Here is a 22,268-nt window from a genome sequence, read left to right on the forward strand (position 1 = left end):
CACCCGCACCTGGCATCATGCCGCCATGGGTTACGACCTCTCGGGCCGCCTCGTCGTCGGCGTCGCCTCCTCCGCACTGTTCGACCTCACCGAGTCCGACCGCGTGTTCCGCACGCAGGGGGAGGCGGCGTACCGCGACTTCCAGGAGCGTCACCGCGACGACGCGCTGGCCCCGGGCGTCGCCTTCGGGTTCGTGCGCCGCCTGCTCGCGCTGAACGACCTGGCGCCGTCGGCCGACGACCCGCTCGTCGAGGTCATCGTCATGTCGCGCAACTCGCCGGAGACGGGCCTGCGCGTCATGCGCTCGATCCGGCACCACGAGCTCGACATCACGCGGGCCGTGTTCCGCCAGGGCCGCAGCCCGCACGAGTTCATCCGTCCGCTGCACGTGGACCTGTTCCTCTCGGCCGACGAGCGGTCCGTGCGCGACGCGGTCGACCTCGGCCTGCCGGCCGGGTACGTGCTGGACCCGACGTTCGCGGACGAGGCGGGCGACGAGCTGCGCATCGCGTTCGACTTCGACGGCGTCCTCGCGGACGACTCGTCGGAGCGCCGGTTCCAGGACGGCGGCCTCGCGTCGTTCCGCGAGCACGAGGAGCTCAACGCCGACGTCCCGCTCGGGCGCGGCCCGCTGCGCGAGCTCCTCGTGGGCATCCACCGGGTGCAGGTCGTCGAGCGGGAGCGGCACGCGGCCGACGCGTCGTACCGGCCGCGCGTGCACGTCTCCCTCGTCACGGCGCGCTCGGCCCCGGCCCACGAGCGCGCGGTCGCGACTCTGTCGTCGTGGGGCGTGACCGTCGACGACGCGTTCTTCCTCGGCGGCGTGGACAAGGACGGCGTCCTCGAGGTGCTGCGCCCGCACATCTTCTTCGACGACCAGCGCGCCGTCGTCGAGGCCACCCGCCGGGTCGCCCCGTCGGTGCACGTGCCGTACGGCGAGCTCAACCGGGGGATCCTGCCGGCAGACCCGGCGGTCGACGATCGGCGGACCCTTCCGGCGGACGCCGTGCCTCCTGCCCCGACGCGCCGCGAGGCCGCGACGCCGCCGGCCCCCGCTGCACCGGCGGCCGAGCACGACGCCGAGGACGAGCCGGCGCGGGAGCGCGCCGAGGAGCCGACCCGACCGGCGGGCACGGGTACGCGCGAGCTCCCGCTCGTGCGGTCGGTCCCGGGCATCGGTGGGGCGGGCCTCGTCGGAATCGCCGCCGGGGCCACCGTCGCGCCGGTCGCGGAGCCGGCGCGCGAGGCCGAGCGACGCGACCCGGCCCCCGCCCCGACGGCTCCGGCCGCCCCGGCGGACGGCGGGGCGGCCGCGCCTCCGACGGCGAGCCCGGAGGCCACAGGCCGCCCGTCCGGGGCCGAGGACCCGGGGTCCACGGGGACCACGCTGCTCAGCCGTCGCGACGCCGGTCGCGCGGGCGCGCCCGACCGCGTGTCGGTGCTCGGCCCGGCGGGGGAGCCCAAGCCGCTCCCCGTGCGTCCGTCGTCGAACGGATCGGCCCGGCACCACTGACCCGGGCGCCGGTCCCGCGTCGCGCGGTGCCGGTGCCGGGATGGTTCACTGCTCGCATGAGCGGCGCCGCGCGAGTCCCGGACGCCTCCCGCGCGGGCGGGCGGGTCGAGGTGGTGTGCGGCCCGATGTTCGCGGGCAAGACCGAGGAGCTGCTCCGTCGGGTCCGCCGCGCCGAGGTCGCGGGGCGACGGGTCGAGGTCGTCGGTCATGTCCTCGACACCCGGCGCGGGACGGGCACGGTGAGCTCGCACTCCGGTCTGGCGATCCCGTCGCGGACCGCCCACGACGCGGCCGACCTCGCGCGCCTGGTGCGTGACGGCGGACCGCTCGACCTCGTCGCGGTCGACGAGGCCCACTTCTTCGGGCCCGACCTGGTCGACGTCGTGCAGCGCCTCGCGGACGACGGGCTCGTGGTCGTCGTCGCCGGTCTCGACGTGACGTTCGACGCACGCCCGTTCGAGCCGCTGCCCACGCTCGCCGCGCTCGCCGAGCGCGTCGACAAGCTCACCGCGGTGTGCGCGGTGTGCGGTGAGGACGCGGCGTTCCACGTGCGGGTGGTGCCGGAGACGACGGCGGAGGGCGGCAGGCCTCGCGACCCGCTGGTCCCCGTCGCCGCCCACGTCGGCGGGGCCGAGAGCTACGAGGCGCGCTGCCGGGCGCACCTGCCGGCGGCCCCGTGGCGGGCTCAGGCGGGCGGCTCCTCGACGAGCGGGACGAACGAGTAGGAGCCGTGCTCGCTGAGCCGGACGCCACCGGGCTCGCTCGGCTCGGCCTCGACGAGCACCATCGTGTGCCGGACCGGGACGACCATCCGGCCGCCCGGCGCGAGCTGCTCCACGAGGGCCTGGGGGAGCGCGTCGGCCGCGGCGGAGACGAGGATCCGGTCGTACCGCTCGCCCGGCGTGCCGAGCGCTCCGCGCGACGCCGTGACGATGCGCGCCCACGGGGCGCGGCGGGTCGCGAGGTTCGTCGCCCCCCACGCGGCGAGGTCGGGGTCGCGCTCGACGCCCAGCACGTGTCCCTCCGGGCCGACGAGCACGGCGAGCAGCGCCGTCGTCCATCCCGAGCCGGCCCCGACGTCGAGCACCCGGGCCCCGGGGCCGACGTCCAGCAGCCGCAGCATCGCCGCGACGGTCGACGGCTGCGAGTTCGTCTGGCCGTGCCCGATCGCGAGCGGGCGGTCCTGGCCCGCCCAGCGCCGTTGCGCGCGAGGGAGGAACGCGCGGCGGTCGACGGCGCGCATCGCGGCGGCGACGGCGTCGTGCCCGCGACCGTCGACCCCGTCGTGCGGGCGTACCGGGCGCATGCGACCACCTCCGCCGCCAGCGTACGCACGGCCGCGCGCGGCCCGCCCTCCGTCGCGGCGGCCGCGACGTCGAGGGAGTCGGGCCCGGCCCCGGTGGCGAGGGACCGCGGGCGGCGGGATGCTCGACGGGTGCGCGGGCGCGTCGGTGCGCCCGCCCCGGACGGGGGAGCCCGGCATGAGCGGCACGGTGGCACGGATCACGCACATCAGCGCGCGGTCGGACACGAGCTTCGAGGACGCCGTGAGGATCGGCGTCGAGCGCGCGGCGAGCACGCTGCGCAACGTCTCGGGCGCGTGGGTCAAGGAGCAGAAGGTCGACATCGTCGACGGGCGCATCACGACCTGGCAGGTCGTCCTCGAGGTCACGTTCGTCCTCGAGTAGGAACGGAGTCCGGCACGCCGCGGGACACGGGCCGCCGCGCGGACGAGAGCGGGCGGGCACCGCCCGCGCCATTTGACCTGCCCAGCCGATTTCCGTACTCTTGAAAGTCGGCGCGCCCAGGCGCGCCGGTCCCGTGTGCCCACGGACGACTCGCACTCGCACGCCGCGGCGTGGTCGGAGTCTCCAAGACGAACTCGCCGTGACGAGCACGCCAAGACTAGGAGAGATGAGCAGCAACGTGGTGTACGCGATCGTCAAGGCCGGTGGCCGGCAGGAGAAGGTTTCCGTCGGCGACATCGTCGTGGTGGACCGGGTGTCCGCCAAGGTCGGTGAGTCCCTCGAGCTGCCCGCTCTCCTGCTGGTGGACGGGGAGAAGGTGACCACCGACGCGGCGAAGCTCGCGAAGGTCAAGGTCACCGCCGAGGTCGTGCGGGACGAGAAGGGTCCGAAGATCACGATCCTGCGGTACAAGAACAAGACCGGTTACCGCCGTCGTCAGGGTCACCGCCAGCAGCTGACCCGCCTCAAGGTCACCGGCATCAAGTGACCTCGCCCGGCGCGAGGTAGCGGCCACGGGCCGCCCCGCGCCGACCGGCACCCTCCCTCAGCAACCAGCACGAAAGCAGGTTCGTCATGGCACACAAGAAGGGCGCGAGCTCCTCGCGCAACGGTCGCGACTCGAACGCCCAGCGCCTCGGCGTGAAGCGCTTCGGCGGTCAGGTCGTCAAGTCGGGCGAGATCATCGTTCGCCAGCGCGGCACGCACTTCCACCCCGGTGAGAACGTCGGGCGCGGCAAGGACGACACGCTGTTCGCCCTGGCCGCCGGTGCGGTCCAGTTCGGCACGCGTCGTGGCCGCAAGGTCATCGACATCGTCGCCGTCGAGGGCTGAGCGACAGCCACAGGCTTCGAGCAGGAGGGGCGCACCGACGCGGTGCGCCCCTCCTGCTGTTTCTCGCACTCCCACCTCTGAGAGGATCGTTCCATGGCCAGCTTCGTCGACCGTGTCGTCCTGCACGTCTCCGGCGGCAACGGCGGGAACGGGTGCGCCTCGGTCCGTCGCGAGAAGTTCAAGCCGCTCGCGGGCCCCGACGGCGGCAACGGCGGGGACGGCGGGACCGTGCGTCTCGTCGTCGACGCGCAGACCACCACGCTGCTGGAGTACCACCACTCGCCGCACCGGCACGCGACGTCGGGCACCCAGGGGATGGGTGACGACCGCGACGGGGCGAACGGCGAGGACCTCGTCCTGCGCGTGCCGGACGGGACCGTCGTCAAGGCGGCGGACGGGACCGTGCTGGCCGACCTCGTGGGCGACGGCGCGGAGTACGTCGTCGCCGAGGGCGGTCGCGGCGGGCTCGGCAACGCCGCGCTGTCGTCCCCGCGCCGCAAGGCGCCGGGCTTCGCCCTGCTGGGTGAGCCGGGCGAGGAGCGGGATGTCGTCCTCGAGCTCAAGACGATCGCCGACGTCGCACTCGTCGGGTACCCGAGCGCGGGCAAGTCCTCGCTCGTCGCCGCGATCTCGGCCGCGCGGCCCAAGATCGCCGACTACCCGTTCACGACGCTCGTGCCGAACCTCGGCGTCGTGCAGGCGGGCTCGGCACGCTTCACCGTCGCGGACGTCCCGGGCCTCATCCCGGGCGCGAGCGAGGGCAAGGGGCTCGGGCTGGAGTTCCTGCGCCACATCGAGCGCACCGCCGTGATCGTGCACGTCCTGGACTGCGCGACGCTCGAGCCCGGTCGCGACCCGATCAGCGACCTCGACGTCATCGAGGCGGAGCTCGCCGCCTACGCCCAGGACCTCGACATCGAGGGCGGCCGCGTGCCGCTCACCGAGCGCCCGCGGCTCGTCGTCCTCAACAAGATCGACGTCCCCGAGGCGCGCGAGCTCGCCGACCTCGTCAAGCCCGACCTCGAGGCGCGCGGCCTGCGCGTGTTCGAGATCTCGACGGCCAGCCACGAGGGCCTGCGCCCGCTGACGTACGCGCTCGCCGAGCTCGTCGAGAAGGCCCGGGCCGAGGCGCCTGCGCCCGAGCCGACGCGCGTCGTGCTGCGGCCCCGGGCCGTCGACGAGGCCGGGTTCACCGTCACGCGCAAGGGCGGGGCCACGGACTACTGGTTCGAGGTGCGCGGCGCCAAGCCCGAGCGCTGGGTGCGCCAGACGGACTTCAGCAACGACGAGGCCGTCGGCTACCTCGCCGACCGCCTCGCCCGCCTGGGCGTGGAGGAGAAGCTCTTCGCGGCCGGGGCCGTCGGGGGCGACGAGGTGCGCATCGGCACCGACGCCAACGCCGTCGTCTTCGACTGGGAGCCGACGCTCATGACCGGCTCGGAGCTGCTCGGCGGCCCGCGCGGCTCGGACAACCGCCTCGAGGAGCGCCTGCGCCCCACGCGCTCGGAGAAGCGTCGCGAGCACCACGAGCGCATGGACGCCAAGGCCGAGGCACGTCGCGAGCTGTGGACCGAGCGCGAGGCCGGCACCTGGACGGACCCCGACGCCGACTGACGCGGGCCCGCTGTGGGCATGGAATGGGCCTGGTCTCCTTCTCGGGACCGGGCCCCTTCCATGCCCACAACCGGTCCGGGGCGTCCTGGTCCGTGAAATCGTGCGCGCCCGCGACCGTCCGGCGGCGATGATGGACGCGTGAACGCGCTGTCCTCCCGCTCCGAGATCGCCTCCGCCCGCCGCGTGGTGGTGAAGATCGGCTCGTCCTCGCTCACGGGCGCGGACGGTCACCTCGACCTCACGGCGCTGCGGGCTCTCGTCGACGTCCTCGCGGCGCGACGCGCCGCGGGCGGCCAGGTCGTGCTCGTCACGTCCGGTGCGATCGCCGCCGGCATCGGGCCCCTGGGGCTCGCGAGCCGACCGCGCGACCTGGCGACGGCGCAGGCGACCGCCTCGGTCGGCCAGGGCATGCTCGTCGCCCGCTACACGGAGGCGTTCGCCGGGCACGGGCTGCGCGTCGGCCAGGTGCTGCTCACCGCCGAGGACACCGTCCGCCGCGGGCACTACCGCAACGCCCAGCGCTCGCTCGAACGTCTGCTCGACCTCGGCGTCGTGCCGATCGTCAACGAGAACGACGCCGTCGCGACCGACGAGATCCGGTTCGGCGACAACGACCGCCTCGCCGCGCTCGTCTCCCACCTCGTGCGTGCCGACGCGATGGTCCTGCTCACCGACGTCGACGGCCTCTACGACGGCCCGCCGTCGCGCGCCGGCACGCGCCGCATCGCCGAGGTGCGCTCCGCGGCCGACATCGAGGGCGTCGAGGTCACGGGCCGGGGGAGCGCGGTCGGGACGGGCGGCATGCTCACCAAGCTCGAGTCCGTCTCCATCGCGACCGGGACGGGCATCCCCGTCGTGCTGACCCAGGCGCAGAACGCCGCCGCCGCGCTCGCGGGCGACCCCGTCGGGACATGGTTCGCGGCGACCGGCAAGCGGACGACCCGCCGTCGCCTCTGGCTCGCGCACGCCGCGCGCACGCGCGGCCGCCTGGTGCTCGACGACGGCGCGGTGAAGGCCGTGCAGGGCGGGCGCGCGTCGCTCCTGCCCGCGGGGATCACGGCCGTCGAGGGGGAGTTCGACGCAGGGGACCCGGTCGAGCTGGTGACGCCGGACGGGCGCGTGGTCGCCCGCGGGCTCGTCGCGTTCGAGTCCCGTGACATCCCGGACCTCCTCGGCCGGTCGACGGGCGAGCTGCGGGCGGAGCTGGGCGAGGGCTACGACCGGGAGGTCGTGCACCGCGACGACCTCGTCCTGGTGCGCAAGCGGCCCCGCTGACCGGCCGTCGGACGGCGCCCCCGGGGTGAGCCCGGCCGACGTAGGCTCGGTCCATGACCACCACCGAGGACGCGCCCGTCGTCGCGGGCGCCACCGAGCCCCAGCCCGCCGGTCCCGCCGCAGCCGGCCCCGCGACCGACGTCGCGACCGCCGTCGAGGACGTCGCGCGCCGCGCGAAGGTCGCCTCGCGCACGCTGGCGACCGCCACGCGCGCGACCAAGGACGCGGCTCTCCTCGCGCTCGCCGACGCGCTCGTCGCGGCGACGGACGAGATCGTGGCCGCGAACGCCGTCGACCTCGCGCGCGAGCGCGCGAACGGGATGAGCGAGGGCCTGCTCGACCGGCTCGCGCTCGACGGCCCGCGCATCGCCGCGATCGCCGACGCGCTGCGGGCGCTCGCGGGCCTGCCCGACCCGGTGGGCGAGGTCGTGCGCGGCTCGACGTTGCCGAACGGCCTGCGTCTGCGCCAGCTGCGCGTGCCCATGGGCGTCGTCGGCATGATCTACGAGGCGCGGCCCAACGTCACGGTCGACGCCGCGGGACTCGCGCTGAAGAGCGGCAACGCCGTGATCCTGCGCGGCGGGTCCGCGGCTGCGAGCTCCAACGAGGTCATCGTGGGCGTCCTCGCCCGCGCGCTCGAGGCGCAGGGGCTGCCCGGCGACCTCGTGCAGTCGATCGACCGCCACGGGCGTCCGGGCGCCGTCGCGCTCATGCACGCGCGCGGGCTCGTCGACGTGCTGGTGCCGCGTGGCGGGGCGGACCTCATCCGCACCGTCGTGCGCGAGTCGACCGTGCCCGTCATCGAGACGGGCGTCGGCAACGTCCACGTGTACGTCGACGCGAGCGCCGACCGCGCCATGGCGCTCGAGATCCTGCTCAACGCCAAGACGCAGCGCGTGGGCGTGTGCAACGCCGCGGAGACGCTCCTCGTCCACGCGGACGCCGCACCCGAGTTCCTCCCCGCCGCGCTCGCCGCGCTCACCGAGGCGGGCGTCGTCGTGCACGGCGACGACCGCACGGCCGGCCTCGCGCCCGAGGGCACGGAGGTGCTCGCGGCGACGGACGAGGACTGGGCGACCGAGTACCTCGCGCCCGAGATCGCCGTGCGCGTGGTCGACGACCTCGACGCCGCGATCGAGCACGTCCGCACGTGGACGTCCGGGCACACCGAGGCGATCGTCACGCGCGACCTCGCGGCGTCCGAGCGCTTCGTCGCCGAGCTCGACTCCGCCGCCATCATGATCAACGCCTCGACCCGGTTCACCGACGGCGGGCAGTTCGGCCTCGGCGCGGAGATCGGCATCTCGACGCAGAAGCTCCACGCGCGCGGCCCCATGGGCCTGGCCGAGCTCACGACGACGAAGTGGGTCGTGCACGGCGACGGTCACGTCCGTCCGTGACGAGCGGTTCGTCGGCACGTACCTGATACCTGCCGGACCGGGCCGCCGAGCGGTCGTGAGAGACTGGTCGGCGACCGGAGCCCGTCCGGTCCGCCGTCGGGCCGGTCCCGGCAGGCGAACCGTTCCACCGCACCACCCCGGACCGCGGCACGACACCGTCCGCCCCGGGGACGACCTTCGAGGAGGACGTCGTGATCTCTGCCGTCGTGCTGGCCGCCGAGGAAGGCGCCGAGGCCGCGTCGCACCTGCCCATCCCGCCGCTCGCCTACGGGCTGCTCGGGTTCGGCGGGCTCGTGGCCCTGCTGCTCGTGACCTACGCGTTCCGCAGCGTCGGCACGCGGCACTGACCGGTAGCGAACGACGGAAGCGCCCGCGACCGATGACGTCCCGATGAGCCCGCGCCGTCCCCGCCTGGGGGTGATGGGTGGCACGTTCGACCCCATCCACCACGGCCACCTCGTCGCGGCGAGCGAGGCCGCGGCGCGGTTCGACCTCGACGAGGTCGTGTTCGTCCCCACGGGAAAGCCGTCGTTCAAGCAGCACCAGAGCGTCAGCCCGGCCGAGCACCGGTACCTCATGACGGTCATCGCGACCGCCTCGAACCCGCGCTTCACGGTGAGCCGGGTCGACGTCGACCGGCCGGGACTGACCTACACGGTCGACACGCTGCGCGACCTGCGGGCCGCGCGTCCGGACGCGGAGCTGTTCTTCATCACGGGTGCGGACGCGATCGAGCAGATCCTGACCTGGAAGGATGCCGACGAGCTGTGGAAGATGGCACACTTCGTGGCTGTCTCCCGCCCGGGCCACAGCCTGAGCGTCGAGGGTCTGCCGCCGGGCGGGGTCACCACGCTCGAGGTCCCGGCCCTCGCCATCTCGTCGACGGACTGCCGTCGGCGTGCGGAGGCGGGCCAGCCGGTGTGGTACCTGGTTCCGGACGGCGTGGTCCAGTACATCGCCAAGCACGGTTTGTATCGAGGTCAGCACGATGAGTGACAACGGCAACATGCAGCCCGTCCGCCCGCTGACGCGGCGCGAGATGCGCGAGCGCGAGCAGGCCGCCGCGGCTGAGCGGTCCGCGCAGCCCGGCACGCCTCCACCCGCCCCGGCGCTCGGCGCCGGCGGGTGGCAGCAGCCTGCTCCCGCGCGGCCCGCCGCCCCGGCGACCCCGCCGCCGTCGCGCCGTACCCTGCGCGAGACCACCGGTCCGACGGACTTCCCGTCGCAGCCGTCCGTCGTCCGTCCTCCGGCCGCCTCGGGTGGCATGCGGGGCCTCGACGAGACGGGTCGCCTCACCCCGGTGCAGGAGACCGCGGAGCGGGTCGCGATCCGTCCGCCGGTCCCGACGCCCGTGGTGCCGACGCGCACGAGCTCCCGCCCGCCCGCGGGCCCGTCGCGGCCCGCCGCGCCGGGCGCCACCGGCCCCGTCCGACCCCCGACGCCGTCCGCTCCCGCGGGTGGCTTCGGGTCCGCGCCGGTCGGCCGGGTCGGAGCGCCCGAGGCGCCGCCGGCCCAGCCGCAGCGGCTGTCGGCCTTCTCGGCTCCCGCGGCAGCACCTGCCGCGCCCCCCGCCACGCCGTCTCCCGCGCCCGCTCCGTCGCCGTGGGGTGCGACCGCGGCGCCCGCGCCCGAGCGCACGCCGGCCGCCGCGCGGCCGGCGGCTCCGCCCGCCGCGGCCGCGCCCGCCGAGGCCCCGGGAGCCGCGCTCCCGTGGTCGGCGATCACGTCCGGGTCGGCGCCCGAGCCGGCGAGCGCGGGCCGCGAGCCCGCGCCTCCCTTCGGCGGCGTGCGCGAGACGGCGGCCGCGGCACGCGCCGTCGGCGGCTCGTCCGACGACCTCTTCCCCCGTGTGCGCGGCCGTGCCGACGAGCTCGACGGCGAGGCGGACGACGACCTCGACGACGAGCCGCGCGGCCCCTCGTACACGTGGCTGCACTACCTCATCCTCGTCGCCGTGGCGTTCGTCCTCGGCCTGCTCGTGTGGACGCTCGTCTCGCGCGACGACCCCGGTCTCGCCACCGAGGACACGAGCGCCTCGGCGACCGCCGTGTCGTGGGACGACCCCGGCACCCTCGACACCGGCCGCTGAGCGGCCGCACCACGAACGGAGACACGTGACTGCCACCGAACGAGCCGTAGAGCTCGCCGTCATCGCGGCGCGGGCGGCGTCCGACCGCAAGGCCGAGGAGATCATCGCCCTCGACGTGAGCGAGCAGCTCGTCCTCACGGACGTGTTCCTCATCGCGTCCGGGTCGAGCGAGCGCCAGGTCTCCGCGATCGTCGACGCGGTCGAGGAGGCGATGTTCAAGGCGGGTTCCAAGCCGATCCGCCGCGAGGGCAAGCAGGAGGCCCGCTGGGTCCTCATCGACTTCGGCGACGTCGTCGTGCACGTGCAGCACTCCGAGGACCGCGTCTACTACGCGCTCGAGCGGCTGTGGAAGGACTGCCCCGTCGTCGAGCTCCCCGAGGACGCGCGCGGCGGCGACGGCACGGCCGACGACGCCGACGACACGACCCGCAGCGACGGCGCCATCCGCCTCTCGGGGGAGCCCCTGGCGTGAGCGCCGGCACGCTCGTCCTCCTGCGCCACGGCCGGACGGCGTACAACGCCGGGATGCGCCTGCAGGGCCAGGTCGACATCCCGCTCGACGGCGTCGGGCAGTGGCAGGCCGAGCACGGCGCGAAGGCGCTCGCGAGCGCGCACCGCGCCACGCGCGTCGTGGCGTCGGACCTCGTGCGCGCCACCGACACCGCGCGCGCGTACGCGGGCGCGATCGGCGCGGACGTCCTGCTCGACCCTCGGCTGCGCGAGCGCGGCTTCGGGGAGTGGGAGGGCCTGACCGGCCCGGAGATCGCCGAGCGGTGGCCGGAGGAGTACGCGGCGTGGCGCCGGGGCGAGGAGCCCACGCGCGCGGGCGCCGAGACCAAGGCCGCCGTGGCCGCGCGCCTCGTGGAGGCCGTCACCGAGCACGTCGAGGAGCTGGAGCACGACGACACGCTCGTCGTCGTGTCCCACGGCGCCGCCATCACGCTCGCCGTCACCGCGCTGCTCGGGCTGGACCCCGAGGGCTGGCGCGGGATCTCCGGCCTGCACAACGTCCACTGGTCCCACCTGCACCGCTCCGCGCGCGCCGCGACGCCCGCGTGGCGGCTCGTGGCGCACAACGTCGGCGCCGGGTTCCCGCTCGACGAGTGGAACGCGGGACCGGATTGGAATCTGGAGCCGGTTTCTGCGTAGACTAGCGACGCTCCGCAGGACGGGAAACCGGCCGGGGGAGTGTTCATCCAGTGTTTGACCAGGATCTTCGCAGATCCACGGGGCTGTGGCGCAGCTGGTAGCGCACCTGCATGGCATGCAGGGGGTCAGGGGTTCGAGTCCCCTCAGCTCCACCGGATCGAAGCGGGGCGTCGTTCTTCGGCGCCCCGCTTTCGTGTTTCTGCGCTGCGTCGGGTCGTCGCTCTCGCTCTCCTGTTCGGCGCGCCTCGGCGGCATGAGGCCCGACCGGTAGGGTCCGCCCCGCCCGTCCTGCCGTCCGGCGGCTGGATGGTCCCCACGGGAAGCGGAGGCTCGCATGCCGGGTTCGACAGGCGTCTTCGCCGTGCTGGCGGACGCGATCGGCGCACCACGCGCCGAGCAGGTGCTGACCCGGTTCGACCGCTACTCGAATCAGCCGAACGCCATCAAAGGGGCCGTGCGCCTCCCGAGTGACCCCGCGCTGGAGCGTGCGGCGTTGCGGGTGTTCGAGGACCCGGGACTCAGGGCGGTTGCCGGTCTCGACGCGTCGAGCCTCGCGGAGGCGCTCGACGCACGGACGCTCTGGGCGCTCCTCGCGCTCGCGGCCCGGGCGGACGTGACCGTCCTCGACCGGCTCCCCGCCGAGACCGCACTGCGGGGCGCTCCGAAGATCGCGACGATCCGCCGGGCGGCCGCGAAGCACGCGGCGGCGCTGGGGTCCGTGCCGGCGGCTCCCGCGTCGGCTGAGGCTCCTGACGTGCCGCTCGCGACCGCAAGGAGCGACGTCCCGGCGCTCCCCGAGAAGGTGGCGCAGGTGGCGTCGTGGCTCGCGGCTCGTCCCGGCGCGGACCCCCGGTGGTTCGCGGCACGCCCGGGGCAGCGGGCGGCCGAGCGGCGGGTGGCCCTCCGGGCGCTGGGAAGCATCGGGACCCCCGCGGCGCTCGACGTGCTCGCCGGGTACGCGCGCGACGGCTACCCCGACGTCGAGCTCGCGGAGCTGCACCGCGCGTGGGGGAGGTTCGACCGGCGGGAGTTCGCCGCGACGATGTTCCGCCCCGGGGGTGCCGTGCTCCAGCTCGGTGCGTGCCCGTCCGTCGAGGGCATCGGCGCGGTGCAGGGACTCACGGGCCTCCGCATGGTCCTCACCGAGCGCGCGGACCTCGCGCCCCTGGCGGAGTGCACCGATCTCCAGCGGCTGGACGTGAACGTCACCGGTGGCCCTGGCAGCCCCGACCTCACGGGCGTCGAGGCGCTGTCCCAGCTGCCCGCGCTCACCGAGCTGCACCTGCTCGGCACGACCCGGGGTGCCGACCTCACCGCACTGCGGCACACCGCCGTCGAGCGGCTGTCACTGAGCCTCGACGGCGCCGACGGCGCGTTCCTCACGCACGTGCCGCACCTGCGGTCGCTCAAGCTCTCGGGCGGGTCCGGCCCGGAGGACGCCGGGTACGACGACGAGGACGGCCTTGCTCCGCTGCCCGCGCACCCCGGGCTCGTCGACGTGGTGCTGCGGCTGGTCGCCGACGGCGTCCAGGTGGTCGTCTCTCACCACGAGCGTTCCTGGGTGTCGCGCCTGACGGCCGCGGTCCCGTCCGACGTCTTCGTCGTCGAGCGCGGCGGCTACGTGGGGCTGACCCGTGACGGGTCGGACGTGGACGCCCTGGGCAGGAGGCTGTTCTCCAACGTCGTGCCGTGACCGTGCGGTCGTGGCCTACGACGTGCTGACGTGCACGTGGTCGAAGTGGTTCGCGGTCGTGCCGCCGCGGTCCTCCATGCCGGACCACGCGCTCGCGGGGTCTCCGGCCATCCAGATCTGCTGCTGGTAGATGAGGTAGGTGATCCCGAGGGCGCCGGCGTTGGCCTGGAGGTAGCGCGCGATCTCCCAGCCCGTCTCGCCCGTGATCATGATGTCGAGGGCGCGGCCGGTGCCGTGGTCGCCGCTGTCGCCCGGGCGGATCCCGCCGTAGGACGTCACCTGCGGGAAGATCGCGCACACCGCCCGGTAGACCGCACGGGCGTTGGACCGGAGCGAGGACTCGATCCCGGAGCTCACCGAGCAGGCGGCGTCGGAGATGCCGCTCGCGCCCGACCCGCCGCTCGCGGCGGTCGCCGCCGGCGCCTCCGGCTGGGAGTCCGCGAGGAAGCTGGACTTGATCCAGGCCGCGGCGCCGTCCCAGACGACCTGGCTCCACTCGCCCTCGGTCGTGCCGGTGACGTCGACGGCGGTGCCGAACGCGGCGGTCGCGACGCGCCCGGCGTCGGCAGACGGCCCGGTGCGGACGTTGACGGCGTCGGTGGTCCAGAGCTGGCCGGTGGCGACGGGGACGACCGGGGCGACCTCGGCGGCGGGGACCACGGTGATCGTCGCCGAGGTCTCGACGAGCGGGGCCTCCTGGGCTGCCGCCGGGGGAGCCGTGCGCTCGGACGAGCGGCTGGCGGCGCCGGTCCCGCGCTCGACGGTCGATCCGCTGGCCGGCTCGACGCTCAGCGGCGCGAGGTCGGGGTTGCCCTCGGCGGGCTGCGGCCCTGCACCGACGACGCCCGCGCCGAGCAGCCCGACGAGCGCCAGCGCCGGGAGCTTGAGGGCGCGCGCCGGGAGTGCCGGGAGGGCGGGCCGCGCCGGGAGCCGGAACGAGCGTGCGGGAGCTGCGGGGGCTGCGCTGTGGCGGCCTCGGGACATGGTGCGCTCCGGTTCGTTCGTGGTCAGGACCGCGCCCATGTAACCAAACCGTGATCTACAAAGTCCAGCCCGGATCTCGCGCAGCAGGTCAGGGACTCATGAGCGGGAGCGCTGAGTCGCACGACCCGCGGTCGTTGGACGGCTGCACGCCCCGTTCCTAGGCTGGAGGGCATGACCGCTCCCACTGTCCCGACCGTGACGCTCAACTCCGGGCACACCATCCCCCAGCTCGGCTTCGGCGTCTTCCTCGTGCCGCCGGACGAGGCCGAGAAGGCCGTGAGCGAGGCCCTCGAGATCGGCTACCGCCACATCGACACGGCGGCGATCTACCGCAACGAGGAGGGCGTCGGCGCCGCGATCGCGAAGAGCGGCGTCCCGCGCGACGAGCTCTTCGTCACGACGAAGCTCTGGAACGACCGTCAGTCCGGCGAGCAGCCGCACGACGCGATCCGCGAGAGCCTCGACAAGCTCGGCCTCGAGTTCGTCGACCTCTACCTCACGCACTGGCCGGCGCCCGCGCAGGACCAGTACACGAACGCGTGGGCCAAGCTCGTCGAGATCCGCGACGCCGGCCTGGCGCGCTCGATCGGCGTCTCGAACCACCTGCCGGAGCACCTCGACCGGATCGTCGCGGACACGGGCGTCGTCCCCGCCGTCGACCAGATCGAGCTGCACCCGGCGTACCAGCAGCGCGACGTGCTCGCGTGGGCGGACGCGCACGGCACCAAGATCGAGGCGTGGGGCCCGCTCGGCCAGGGCAAGTACCCGCTGTTCGAGCGGCAGGCCGTCGTCGACGCCGCGACCGCCCACGGCGTGACCCCCGCGCAGGCGGTCCTGCGCTGGCACCTGCAGCGCGGCTTCATCGTGTTCCCCAAGTCGTCGCGCAAGGAGCGCATGGCGGAGAACTTCGACCTCTTCGGCTTCGAGCTCACGGCCGACGAGATCGCCGCGATCGACGCCCTCGACACCGGTGACGGCTCGGGCCGCGTGAGCGCCCACCCGTCCGAGGTCAACTGACCCGGTCCCGCCGCGGACCCACGACGAAGGGGCGCCGTCCGGTCGGACGGCGCCCCTTCGTCGTGCGTCGGGGGACCCGGTTCAGCCGCAGTCGTCGCAGATGCCCGTCGCGGGCAGGACCGTGAAGCACGTGGGGCACACGGCCGGCGGCTTCTCGAGCTCGGACGCGCGCGGCGTCGTGGTGCGCCGGGGGGCGCGAGGCGTGGTGGCGGCCTTCGCCGCGGTCCGACGCGCCGGCGCCGGCGCCGCAGGGGCGGCGCCGGGCACGTCGAACCCGCGCTTGCGGAGCAGGTCGGCGACGCCGACGGGGCTGTTGCGGAACTCCTCGGCCGTCGCCACGCGCCCGGTCGCGTAGCGATGCGCGACGCCGAGGATCGCCTGGGCGTCGTACGCCCGGTCCTCGTGCAGGAGAGGCGTCCCGGGGCTGGCGGTGAAGCCGTAGACCCCGAGGAACGCGTCCCGACCCCGGTCGTCCCAGTCCGCGATCGCCTGGAGGATGTGCTGCCGGGTCACTGCCGAGAAGGTTGCCACGGCACGAGCCTAGACCGCCCCGCGGGGCGGCCCGGACGGCCCGTGCGTGACCTTCGGCACGGGCGTGCGGGACGCCCCGCGCGGAGCGTCCGTCAGGGGACGGTGTAGCCCGCGGCGCGGAACAGCTCGTACCACTCGGCGCGCGTGAGCGGCACGTCGGAGCCGACGGCCGCGCCTGCGACGCGCTCCGGGTTCGTGGTCCCGAGCACGACCTGCATCCGTGCCGGGTGTCGCGTGATCCAGGCGGTCGCGATCGCGATGGGCGGCACGTCGTACTGCGCGGCGAGCCGGTCGATCACGGCGTTGAGCTCGGGGTACTTCTCCGAGCCGAGGAAGACGCCGGTGAAGAACCCCGCCTGGAACGGCGACCACGCCTGGACGGTGATGTCGTGCAGGCGGCAGTAGTCGAGGATCCCGCTGTCGCGGCTGATCGACTGGTCGAGTCCCTGCATGTTCGCCGCGACGCCCTGCGCGACGATCGGCGCGTGCGTGATCGAGAGCTGGAGCTGGTTCGCGACGATCGGCTGCTCGACGTACCGGCGCAGCAGCTCGATCTGCCCCGGCGTGTGGTTCGAGACCCCGAACGCGCGCACCTTGCCCGCGGCGTGCAGGTCGGAGAACGCGCGCGCGACCTCCTCGGGCTCGACGAGGGCGTCGGGCCGGTGCAGCAGGAGGATGTCGAGGTAGTCCGTGCGCAGCGCGTCGAGCGAACCCTCGACGGACGCGACGAGGTGCTCGTAGGAGAAGTCGAAGTACGGGCCCTCGCGCACGATCCCGGCCTTGGACTGGATGACCCACTCCGCGCGCTCGGCGGGGGAGAGGGCGAGCGCCTCGGCGAACCGGCGCTCGCAGCCGTGCAGGTCGGTGCCGTAGACGTCGGCGTGGTCGAGGAAGGTGATCCCGGCGTCCCGGGCCGTGCGCACGAGCGTGCGGACCTCGTCGTCGGTCTTGTCCTGGATGCGCATGAGGCCGAGCACGACGTCCGGGACGACGAGGTCGGTGCCGGGGAGGGTGAAGGTCTTCACCGCTGAGCTCCTTCGCTGGTGGGGACGCGGTGGACGTCACGCGGCGGACAGCCGCGCGACCTCCTCCGGGGTGAGGACGACGTCGGCGGCGCCCGCCGAGTCGAGGATCGACGCGGGCCGCGAGGCGCCTGGGATGGGGATCACGACGGGCGCGAGCGCGAGCTCCCACGCGAGCGTCACCCGGTAGACGCTCACGCCGTGCGCGTCGGCGACCTCCTGGAAGACGGCGTGGCGCGCGCCGAGCTCGGCGGCGTTCGTGATGCCGCCCAGCGGGCTCCAGGGCAGGAACGCGACGCCGAGCGCCGCGCAGTGCTCGAGCTCGCCCTGGCTGGACCGGAAGCGGGGCGAGAACTGGTTCTGCACCGACGCGAGGCGGCCGCCGAGGAGCTCGTGCGCGAGGTCGATCTGCGCGACGTCGGCGTTGGAGATCCCCGCCTGCTCGATCACGCCCTCGTCGAGCAGCTCGACGAGCGCACCGACCGAGTCGGCGTACGGGACGGCCGGGTCGGGCCGGTGGAACTGGTAGAGGCCGATCGCGTCGACGCCGAGCCGGCGGGCGGACTCCTTCGCGGCCCGCTTGAGGTAGGCCGGGTCGCCGTCGCGGGTCCAGGTGCCGTCGCCGGGGCGCAGGTGACCGCCCTTGGTCGCGACGAGGACGCCGGACGTGTCGGCGCCGTAGGAGCGCAGGGCGCGCGCGATGAGCTCCTCGTTGTGCCCGACCTCGTCGGCGTGCAGGTGGTAGGCGTCGGCCGTGTCGATCAGCGTGACGCCCGCGTCGAGCGCGGCGTGGATCGTCGCGACGGACCGGGCCTCGTCCGGGCGACCCTCGATCGACATCGGCATGCCGCCGAGACCGATCGCGGAGACCGTCCGGGATCCGAGACTGCGCTGCTGCATGGGGGACTTCCTCACGGGGTCAGGGGTAGAAGGGACGTCGCCGCCGGCGAGGCGGGCGCCGGGCGGGACGAGACGACCGACCCGGCACTGCTCGAGCCTAGGAAGCGATAACCTAGAAGTCCAACAACTAGTAGTTGTCATATAGAGAAGTGCGAGTGGTCAATGGATCTTCGTCAGATGGAGTACCTCGTCGCGCTCGCGGACGAGCGCCAGTTCACCCGGGCCGCCCAGCTCGTCGGGGTCTCGCAGTCGGGCCTGTCCGCCGCGGTCCGGAGCCTCGAGGAGGAGCTCGGCGCGAGCCTGTTCACGCGCACGACCCGCCGCGTCGAGCCCACCGAGGCGGGCCTGGCGCTGCTGCCCCACGCACGCTCCATGCTCGCGCAGGCGGCCGCCGGGCGCGACGCGGTCGTCCGCGCGACGCGCGCCCTGTCCGGCTCGCTGCGGGTCGGCTCGGAGCAGTGCCTCGGCGTCCTCGACGTCACCACGCTGCTCGAGCGCTTCCACCGCCGCTACCCCCAGGTGGAGATCCACTTCGCGCAGGCCGGCTCGCACGACCTCCTCGCACGCGTGCGCGAGGGCGACCTCGACGTCGCGTTCGTCGCGACCACCGAGCACCTGGGGTCGTTGTCGCAGACCGTGCTGGGCAGCGAGCCGCTCGTGCTCGTGTGCGCCCCGGAGCACCCGTTCGCCGCGCGGGGCAGGGTCGACTGGGCCGACCTCTCCGGCCAGGAGTTCGTCGACTTCGACCCGTCGTGGGGTGCGCGTCCCGTCAACGACGCCACGTGCGCGGCGCACGGCGTCCACCGGCGCGTGCGGTGCTCGGTCAACGACGTGCACACGCTCCTCGAGCTCGTCGACCGCGGTCTCGGCATCGCCCTCGTGCCCCGCCACGTGGCCGCGAAGCCGCAGGCCGAGCGCCTCGTGACGATCCCGCTGCCGGAGGGCGGCGCGCCGAGCTGGGTCGTCTCCGTGGTGACCGGACGCTGGGACAGCACGGCCTCCGCCGCGCCCCAGCTCCTCGAGCTCCTCGCCGACGCTCCCGCGTGCCGCGGGGCGGAGGTGACGCGGCCCGACGACGAGCCGGTGGGCGTCGAGGCCGCGGCGGAGGTGCGGTGACCGCCCCGGCGGGCACCGACGCGCCGCTCTTCCCGCTCCGCAGCGTCGTCCTCGGCGCGTTCGTCCCGACCCTCGTGCTCGAGATCGGCATCGGCGCGATGCTGCCCGTGGTCGCGGTCACCGCGACCGGTCGCGGCGCGAGCCTCACGGTCGCGGGGCTGATCGCCGCGCTCGTCCCGATCGGCAAGATCCTGTTCGACCTCCCGGCCGGGGCGCTCGCCCAGCGGCTCGGCGACCGCGCGGCGATGCTCCTCGCGGGCGGCGTCGCCGCGGCGGCGTTCACGGGGGTCGCGCTCACGCCGAGCCTGTGGGGCCTCGCCGTGGGGGTCCTCGCGCTCGGGGCGTCGACCGCCGTCTTCAACCTCGCCCGGCAGGCGTACCTCACGGAGATCACCCCGCCGCTGCGGCGGGCGCGGGTCCTGTCCACGCTCGCGGGGGTGCACCGCATCGGACTGTTCCTCGGCCCGTTCGCCGGTGCCGCGGTCATCGCGGCGACGGACGTGCGGGGCGCGTACTGGCTCGGGGCCGGGGCGGCGCTCGCCGCGGTGGCGGTGCTCGCCGTCGTGCGCCCGGACGGGAGCGAGCGCGACGGTCGGGCCAGGTCCCGGGTGAGCCGTGCGTCGAGCGGCCCACGCGTCACGATCGCCGCCGTCGCTCGTGAGCACCGGCGCCTCTTCGCGACCCTCGGCGTCGCGATCCTCCTGGTGAGCGCCGTCCGCGGGGCACGCCAGACCGTCATCCCGCTCTGGGGCGAGCACCTCGGGCTGGACGCGGAGGTGACGTCGTTGGTCTTCGGCGTCTCCGGCGCGCTCGACATGCTGCTGTTCTACCCGGCGGGCAAGGTCATGGACCGGTTCGGGCGCCTGTGGGTCGCCGTGCCGTCGATGCTCACCATGGCCGCCGGGCTCGCGCTCCTGCCCCTCGCCCACACGGTGGGCGCGGTGACCGTCGTCGCGGCCGTGCTCGGGGTCGGCAACGGGATGGGGTCGGGCATCGTCATGACGCTCGGGGCCGACGTCGCCCCCGCGGACGTGCGCCCGACCTTCCTCAGCGTGTGGCGGCTCTTCCAGGACACCGGCGACGCGCTGGGCCCCCTCGTGCTCTCGGCGGGGGCCGCGCTGGGGTCGCTCGCGGCCGGCGTCTGGGCGACGTCGCTCCTCGGCGCGGGGTCCGCGGCGGCTCTCGCGCGCTGGGTGCCGCGCTACTCGCCGCTCGCGAACCTCGTGCGACCGCACGCCGGGCAAAAGGCGGTGCGCGCGTCGTCCGACGCGCCCTAGCGTGGCGGGATGACGAGCGACCGCACACCCCCCGACCCGTTCCCCGACCCGTTCGACCACCAGGTGACCAAGGACGGCCGCGTCCGGGTCGCGCGCGGCGGTCGCGTCGTCGTCACGGTCGCGGGGGCGGCGGCCGACCGCCTCGTCGCGGCCCTGGAGCGGGCCGAGGCGCGCGACGACGAGGTCGAGGTCCAGCTCCTGCTCGCGCGGGCGACGGGGAACTACCGGCGGGGCAACGAGAAGCGCGCGCACCGGCCGTGACGCAGGTCACGCGCGTGCGTGTCACGCGCGGCCCGCGGCGCGCGTCTGGATGGTCGACCCCGCGCTCGACCGGCGCGCACCGCGCCGGCTGACGGAAGGAGACCCTCGTGGCCCGCATCTCGCTCGACCCGCCCCGGACCCTGCTCAACCGCACGCTCGCGGCGCTCTCGCGCCGGCGGTACGGCGCCGTGCTCGAGCCGCTCGCCGCCATCGGGCACGACCCGCGCGTCGCGACGACGTACTGCGTCCTCGAGGCCGGGGCCGCGCGCTGGCGGACGCTCGACCCGACGCTCTCGGCGCTCGCGGTCATGGCGTCCGCGGTGCAGATCGGCTGCTCGTGGTGCGTCGACTTCGGCTACTGGGAGTCGGAGCACGGCGACGTCGACCCCCGCAAGCTCCACGACGTGCCCGCGTGGCGCGACAGCGACGCGTACACCGCCGTCGAGCGGCGCGTGCTCGAGTACGCCGAGGCGGCCACCGCGACCCCGCCGACGGTGACGGACGAGCTCGCGGCCGCGCTGGTCGACGACCTGGGTGAGCCCGCGTTCGTCGAGCTCACCGCCGTCGTCGCGCTGGAGAACCTGCGCAGCCGGATCAACGCGGCCCTCGGCCTGTCCAGCCAGGGCTTCAGCGACCGCTGCGAGGTCCCGCTCGACGGCGGGCTGCGCACGGCGGCGACGGCTGGCAGGCTGGCCGGGTGAGCGACGACGCCGAGACCGCGCCGCCCGACGACGTCGCGGACCGTCGCGGCCCCGACCCGGTTCTCGTACCGTTCAGCGCCCACCGCCGGCTCCTCTTCACCGTCGCCTACGAGATGACGGGCTCCGCGGCCGACGCCGAGGACGTGGTCCAGGAGGCGTGGCTGCGCTGGTCCTCTGCGGACCGGTCCGACGTCCTGGACCCGCGCGCCTACCTCGTGCGCGTCACGACCCGGCTCGCGCTCGACCGGCTGCGCGCGCTGCGGGCGCGCCGCGAGACGTACGTGGGGTCGTGGTTGCCCGACCCGCTCCTCACGACGCCGGACGCCGCGCTGCAGGTCGAGCGCGCGGAGGACGTCTCGATGGCGCTGCTCGTCGTGCTGGAGACGCTGAGCCCGCTCGAGCGCGCCGTGTTCGTGCTGCGCGAGGTGTTCGACGTCCCGTACGACGAGATCGCCGAGGGCCTCGACCGCTCGGCCGAGTCCGTGCGTCAGACCGCGCACCGCGCGCGCGAGCACGTGCGGGCGCGTCGCCCGCGGTTCACGCCGCCCGACGACGCGCAGCGTGCCGCCGTCGAGCGGTTCATGGCCGCGTGCGCCACGGGTGACACGACCGCGCTCGTCGAGGTCCTCGCGCCGGACGTCGTCGTGGTGAGCGACGGCGGCGGGAAGGCGCGCGCGGCGCTGCGACCCGTGACGGGGGCGGACAAGGTGGCGCGCATGCTCGTGGGCCTCTCGGCGAAGCCCGAGACGACGGCGATGGCCTTCGAGCCGGCGCTGGTCAACGGCGCGCTGGGCGGGGTGTGGACCGTGGAGGGGGCGCCGGCGATGGCGGCGTCCGTCGAGTACGACGGCGAGCGCGTCGTGCGCGTCCTGCTCTTCCGGAACCCGGAGCGGCTGGCCGGGCTCAGACGAGCGTGAGGACGCCGAGCGCGCCGACTGCCAGAGCGAGAACGAGCGAGACCGCGATGAGCACGACGTGCACCGTGAGGAAGCGCGTCGCGCGCCCCTCGGCGTCCCGCGCGCGGGGGTCCTTGGCGATGCGCTGGAGGAACCGCGGCCAGATGAGCAGGTTCCACGCGGCGGCGACGAGCAGGACGACGGACCAGGCGACGGGGAGCTCCACGCGTCGAGCATGCCAGCGGAGCGCG

Annotated in this window: 26 protein-coding genes and 1 tRNA gene; 21 read left to right on the forward strand and 6 right to left on the reverse strand. The window is 74.9% G+C overall.

Going from position 1 to position 22,268, the window contains the following annotated elements; translation table 11 throughout:
* The first annotated feature begins 25 nt into the window (after window positions 1–25).
* Both ABWU78_RS00620 and ABWU78_RS00625 read left to right on the forward strand, forming a co-directional pair.
* Complete coding sequence (locus tag ABWU78_RS00620; RefSeq protein WP_253050446.1) at window positions 26–1,513, forward strand: 5'-nucleotidase; 1,488 nt, start codon at window positions 26–28, stop codon at window positions 1,511–1,513.
* A gap of 56 nt (window positions 1,514–1,569) precedes the next feature.
* Window positions 1,570–2,238: a thymidine kinase gene (locus ABWU78_RS00625; protein WP_253050444.1), complete on the forward strand. Its 669-nt coding sequence runs from the start codon at window positions 1,570–1,572 to the stop codon at window positions 2,236–2,238.
* Here the strand turns inward: ABWU78_RS00625 and ABWU78_RS00630 are convergent.
* The gene (locus tag ABWU78_RS00630) at window positions 2,199–2,819 is read right to left on the reverse strand and encodes a protein-L-isoaspartate O-methyltransferase family protein (RefSeq protein WP_253050442.1); all 621 of its coding nucleotides are present in this window, start codon (window positions 2,817–2,819) and stop codon (window positions 2,199–2,201) included. The genes ABWU78_RS00625 and ABWU78_RS00630 overlap by 40 nt on opposite strands.
* 175 nt (window positions 2,820–2,994) lie before the next feature.
* Here ABWU78_RS00630 and ABWU78_RS00635 point away from each other — a divergent pair, with 175 nt between their 5' ends.
* The 13 genes from ABWU78_RS00635 to ABWU78_RS00695 all read left to right on the forward strand — a co-directional run bounded on the left by ABWU78_RS00635 (window position 2,995) and on the right by ABWU78_RS00695 (window position 13,312).
* Entirely contained in the window at window positions 2,995–3,201 is a 207-nt protein-coding gene (locus ABWU78_RS00635; RefSeq protein ID WP_205206126.1) for a dodecin family protein, read from the forward strand.
* A gap of 226 nt (window positions 3,202–3,427) precedes the next feature.
* On the forward strand, window positions 3,428–3,748 hold the full coding sequence (gene rplU, locus ABWU78_RS00640) for a 50S ribosomal protein L21 (RefSeq protein ID WP_047234734.1): 321 nt from the start codon (window positions 3,428–3,430) through the stop codon (window positions 3,746–3,748).
* Between the two features lie 86 nt (window positions 3,749–3,834).
* Window positions 3,835–4,092 (forward strand): 50S ribosomal protein L27, encoded by a 258-nt coding sequence (gene rpmA / locus ABWU78_RS00645; RefSeq protein WP_047234735.1) that lies wholly within the window; start codon window positions 3,835–3,837, stop codon window positions 4,090–4,092.
* Window positions 4,093–4,185: 93 nt separating this feature from the next.
* Window positions 4,186–5,706: a GTPase ObgE gene (gene obgE, locus ABWU78_RS00650; RefSeq protein WP_253050440.1), complete on the forward strand. Its 1,521-nt coding sequence runs from the start codon at window positions 4,186–4,188 to the stop codon at window positions 5,704–5,706.
* Between the two features lie 147 nt (window positions 5,707–5,853).
* Entirely contained in the window at window positions 5,854–6,981 is a 1,128-nt protein-coding gene (gene proB, locus ABWU78_RS00655) for a glutamate 5-kinase (RefSeq protein WP_353709509.1), read from the forward strand.
* A gap of 53 nt (window positions 6,982–7,034) precedes the next feature.
* On the forward strand, window positions 7,035–8,381 hold the full coding sequence (locus tag ABWU78_RS00660; RefSeq protein WP_353708891.1) for a glutamate-5-semialdehyde dehydrogenase: 1,347 nt from the start codon (window positions 7,035–7,037) through the stop codon (window positions 8,379–8,381).
* A gap of 191 nt (window positions 8,382–8,572) precedes the next feature.
* The gene (locus tag ABWU78_RS00665; protein ID WP_021483496.1) at window positions 8,573–8,728 is read left to right on the forward strand and encodes a hypothetical protein; all 156 of its coding nucleotides are present in this window, start codon (window positions 8,573–8,575) and stop codon (window positions 8,726–8,728) included.
* A gap of 43 nt (window positions 8,729–8,771) precedes the next feature.
* Entirely contained in the window at window positions 8,772–9,377 is a 606-nt protein-coding gene (gene nadD / locus ABWU78_RS00670; protein WP_439157264.1) for a nicotinate-nucleotide adenylyltransferase, read from the forward strand.
* Window positions 9,370–10,470, forward strand: a complete 1,101-nt coding sequence (locus ABWU78_RS00675; RefSeq protein ID WP_439157265.1) for a hypothetical protein — start codon at window positions 9,370–9,372, stop codon at window positions 10,468–10,470. Before nadD ends, ABWU78_RS00675 begins: the two co-directional genes overlap by 8 nt.
* Window positions 10,471–10,495: 25 nt before the next feature.
* Complete coding sequence (gene rsfS / locus ABWU78_RS00680) at window positions 10,496–10,942, forward strand: ribosome silencing factor (protein WP_253050432.1); 447 nt, start codon at window positions 10,496–10,498, stop codon at window positions 10,940–10,942.
* The gene (locus ABWU78_RS00685; protein WP_353708893.1) at window positions 10,939–11,619 is read left to right on the forward strand and encodes a histidine phosphatase family protein; all 681 of its coding nucleotides are present in this window, start codon (window positions 10,939–10,941) and stop codon (window positions 11,617–11,619) included. The genes rsfS and ABWU78_RS00685 overlap by 4 nt, the downstream gene beginning before the upstream one ends.
* Before the next feature lie 79 nt (window positions 11,620–11,698).
* Window positions 11,699–11,771: transfer RNA gene (locus ABWU78_RS00690), tRNA-Ala, on the forward strand.
* A 182-nt stretch (window positions 11,772–11,953) separates the two neighbouring features.
* Window positions 11,954–13,312, forward strand: coding sequence for a hypothetical protein (locus tag ABWU78_RS00695; protein WP_353708894.1), 1,359 nt, complete (start codon window positions 11,954–11,956; stop codon window positions 13,310–13,312).
* 15 nt (window positions 13,313–13,327) lie between these two features.
* On the opposite strand, the gene ABWU78_RS00700 is transcribed toward ABWU78_RS00695, so the two are convergent.
* Window positions 13,328–14,296 (reverse strand): SH3 domain-containing protein, encoded by a 969-nt coding sequence (locus ABWU78_RS00700; protein WP_439157266.1) that lies wholly within the window; start codon window positions 14,294–14,296, stop codon window positions 13,328–13,330.
* Window positions 14,297–14,467: 171 nt separating this feature from the next.
* Between ABWU78_RS00700 and ABWU78_RS00705 the strand changes: the two genes are divergently transcribed.
* A complete protein-coding gene (locus tag ABWU78_RS00705) occupies window positions 14,468–15,313 on the forward strand; it encodes an aldo/keto reductase (protein ID WP_253050425.1) in 846 nt (281 codons plus the stop codon).
* A gap of 81 nt (window positions 15,314–15,394) precedes the next feature.
* On the opposite strand, the gene ABWU78_RS00710 is transcribed toward ABWU78_RS00705, so the two are convergent.
* The 3 genes from ABWU78_RS00710 to ABWU78_RS00720 form a co-directional block, all read right to left on the reverse strand.
* Window positions 15,395–15,844: a hypothetical protein gene (locus ABWU78_RS00710; RefSeq protein ID WP_253050423.1), complete on the reverse strand. Its 450-nt coding sequence runs from the start codon at window positions 15,842–15,844 to the stop codon at window positions 15,395–15,397.
* A 92-nt stretch (window positions 15,845–15,936) separates the two neighbouring features.
* Window positions 15,937–16,869 (reverse strand): aldo/keto reductase, encoded by a 933-nt coding sequence (locus tag ABWU78_RS00715; RefSeq protein WP_253050421.1) that lies wholly within the window; start codon window positions 16,867–16,869, stop codon window positions 15,937–15,939.
* Between the two features lie 36 nt (window positions 16,870–16,905).
* The gene (locus tag ABWU78_RS00720; protein WP_253050419.1) at window positions 16,906–17,766 is read right to left on the reverse strand and encodes an aldo/keto reductase; all 861 of its coding nucleotides are present in this window, start codon (window positions 17,764–17,766) and stop codon (window positions 16,906–16,908) included.
* 162 nt (window positions 17,767–17,928) lie between these two features.
* On the opposite strand from ABWU78_RS00720, the gene ABWU78_RS00725 reads away from it, so the two are divergent.
* The 5 genes from ABWU78_RS00725 to ABWU78_RS00745 all read left to right on the forward strand — a co-directional run bounded on the left by ABWU78_RS00725 (window position 17,929) and on the right by ABWU78_RS00745 (window position 22,038).
* Window positions 17,929–18,882 (forward strand): LysR family transcriptional regulator, encoded by a 954-nt coding sequence (locus tag ABWU78_RS00725; RefSeq protein ID WP_253050417.1) that lies wholly within the window; start codon window positions 17,929–17,931, stop codon window positions 18,880–18,882.
* Window positions 18,879–20,159, forward strand: coding sequence for an MFS transporter (locus ABWU78_RS00730; RefSeq protein WP_253050415.1), 1,281 nt, complete (start codon window positions 18,879–18,881; stop codon window positions 20,157–20,159). The genes ABWU78_RS00725 and ABWU78_RS00730 overlap by 4 nt, the downstream gene beginning before the upstream one ends.
* 9 nt (window positions 20,160–20,168) lie before the next feature.
* The gene (locus tag ABWU78_RS00735; RefSeq protein ID WP_253050413.1) at window positions 20,169–20,420 is read left to right on the forward strand and encodes a hypothetical protein; all 252 of its coding nucleotides are present in this window, start codon (window positions 20,169–20,171) and stop codon (window positions 20,418–20,420) included.
* A 107-nt stretch (window positions 20,421–20,527) separates the two neighbouring features.
* Window positions 20,528–21,121, forward strand: a complete 594-nt coding sequence (locus tag ABWU78_RS00740) for a carboxymuconolactone decarboxylase family protein (protein ID WP_253050411.1) — start codon at window positions 20,528–20,530, stop codon at window positions 21,119–21,121.
* Window positions 21,118–22,038 (forward strand): RNA polymerase sigma-70 factor, encoded by a 921-nt coding sequence (locus ABWU78_RS00745; RefSeq protein ID WP_353708902.1) that lies wholly within the window; start codon window positions 21,118–21,120, stop codon window positions 22,036–22,038. The genes ABWU78_RS00740 and ABWU78_RS00745 overlap by 4 nt, the downstream gene beginning before the upstream one ends.
* On the opposite strand, the gene ABWU78_RS00750 is transcribed toward ABWU78_RS00745, so the two are convergent.
* Window positions 22,025–22,243, reverse strand: a complete 219-nt coding sequence (locus ABWU78_RS00750) for an SCO4848 family membrane protein (protein WP_253050410.1) — start codon at window positions 22,241–22,243, stop codon at window positions 22,025–22,027. The two genes, ABWU78_RS00745 and ABWU78_RS00750, sit on opposite strands and share 14 nt — an antisense overlap.
* Between the last annotated feature and the right edge of the window lie 25 nt (window positions 22,244–22,268).

It is taken from the genome of Cellulosimicrobium sp. CpK407 (assembly GCF_051844275.1).
GTDB classification, from domain to species: domain Bacteria; phylum Actinomycetota; class Actinomycetes; order Actinomycetales; family Cellulomonadaceae; genus Cellulosimicrobium; species Cellulosimicrobium cellulans_G.

Coding starts and splice junctions, on each gene's coding strand:
- ABWU78_RS00660 (WP_353708891.1), top strand. CDS start 7,035: ATGACCACCACCGAGGACGCGCCCGTCGTCGCGGGCGCCACCGAGCCC.
- rpmA (WP_047234735.1), top strand. CDS start 3,835: ATGGCACACAAGAAGGGCGCGAGCTCCTCGCGCAACGGTCGCGACTCG.
- ABWU78_RS00705 (WP_253050425.1), top strand. CDS start 14,468: ATGACCGCTCCCACTGTCCCGACCGTGACGCTCAACTCCGGGCACACC.
- ABWU78_RS00700 (WP_439157266.1), bottom strand. CDS start 14,296: ATGTCCCGAGGCCGCCACAGCGCAGCCCCCGCAGCTCCCGCACGCTCG.
- ABWU78_RS00735 (WP_253050413.1), top strand. CDS start 20,169: ATGACGAGCGACCGCACACCCCCCGACCCGTTCCCCGACCCGTTCGAC.
- rplU (WP_047234734.1), top strand. CDS start 3,428: ATGAGCAGCAACGTGGTGTACGCGATCGTCAAGGCCGGTGGCCGGCAG.
- ABWU78_RS00620 (WP_253050446.1), top strand. CDS start 26: ATGGGTTACGACCTCTCGGGCCGCCTCGTCGTCGGCGTCGCCTCCTCC.
- ABWU78_RS00695 (WP_353708894.1), top strand. CDS start 11,954: ATGCCGGGTTCGACAGGCGTCTTCGCCGTGCTGGCGGACGCGATCGGC.
- obgE (WP_253050440.1), top strand. CDS start 4,186: ATGGCCAGCTTCGTCGACCGTGTCGTCCTGCACGTCTCCGGCGGCAAC.
- ABWU78_RS00635 (WP_205206126.1), top strand. CDS start 2,995: ATGAGCGGCACGGTGGCACGGATCACGCACATCAGCGCGCGGTCGGAC.
- ABWU78_RS00720 (WP_253050419.1), bottom strand. CDS start 17,766: ATGCAGCAGCGCAGTCTCGGATCCCGGACGGTCTCCGCGATCGGTCTC.
- ABWU78_RS00630 (WP_253050442.1), bottom strand. CDS start 2,819: ATGCGCCCGGTACGCCCGCACGACGGGGTCGACGGTCGCGGGCACGAC.
- nadD (WP_439157264.1), top strand. CDS start 8,772: ATGAGCCCGCGCCGTCCCCGCCTGGGGGTGATGGGTGGCACGTTCGAC.
- ABWU78_RS00625 (WP_253050444.1), top strand. CDS start 1,570: ATGAGCGGCGCCGCGCGAGTCCCGGACGCCTCCCGCGCGGGCGGGCGG.
- ABWU78_RS00675 (WP_439157265.1), top strand. CDS start 9,370: ATGAGTGACAACGGCAACATGCAGCCCGTCCGCCCGCTGACGCGGCGC.
- ABWU78_RS00725 (WP_253050417.1), top strand. CDS start 17,929: ATGGATCTTCGTCAGATGGAGTACCTCGTCGCGCTCGCGGACGAGCGC.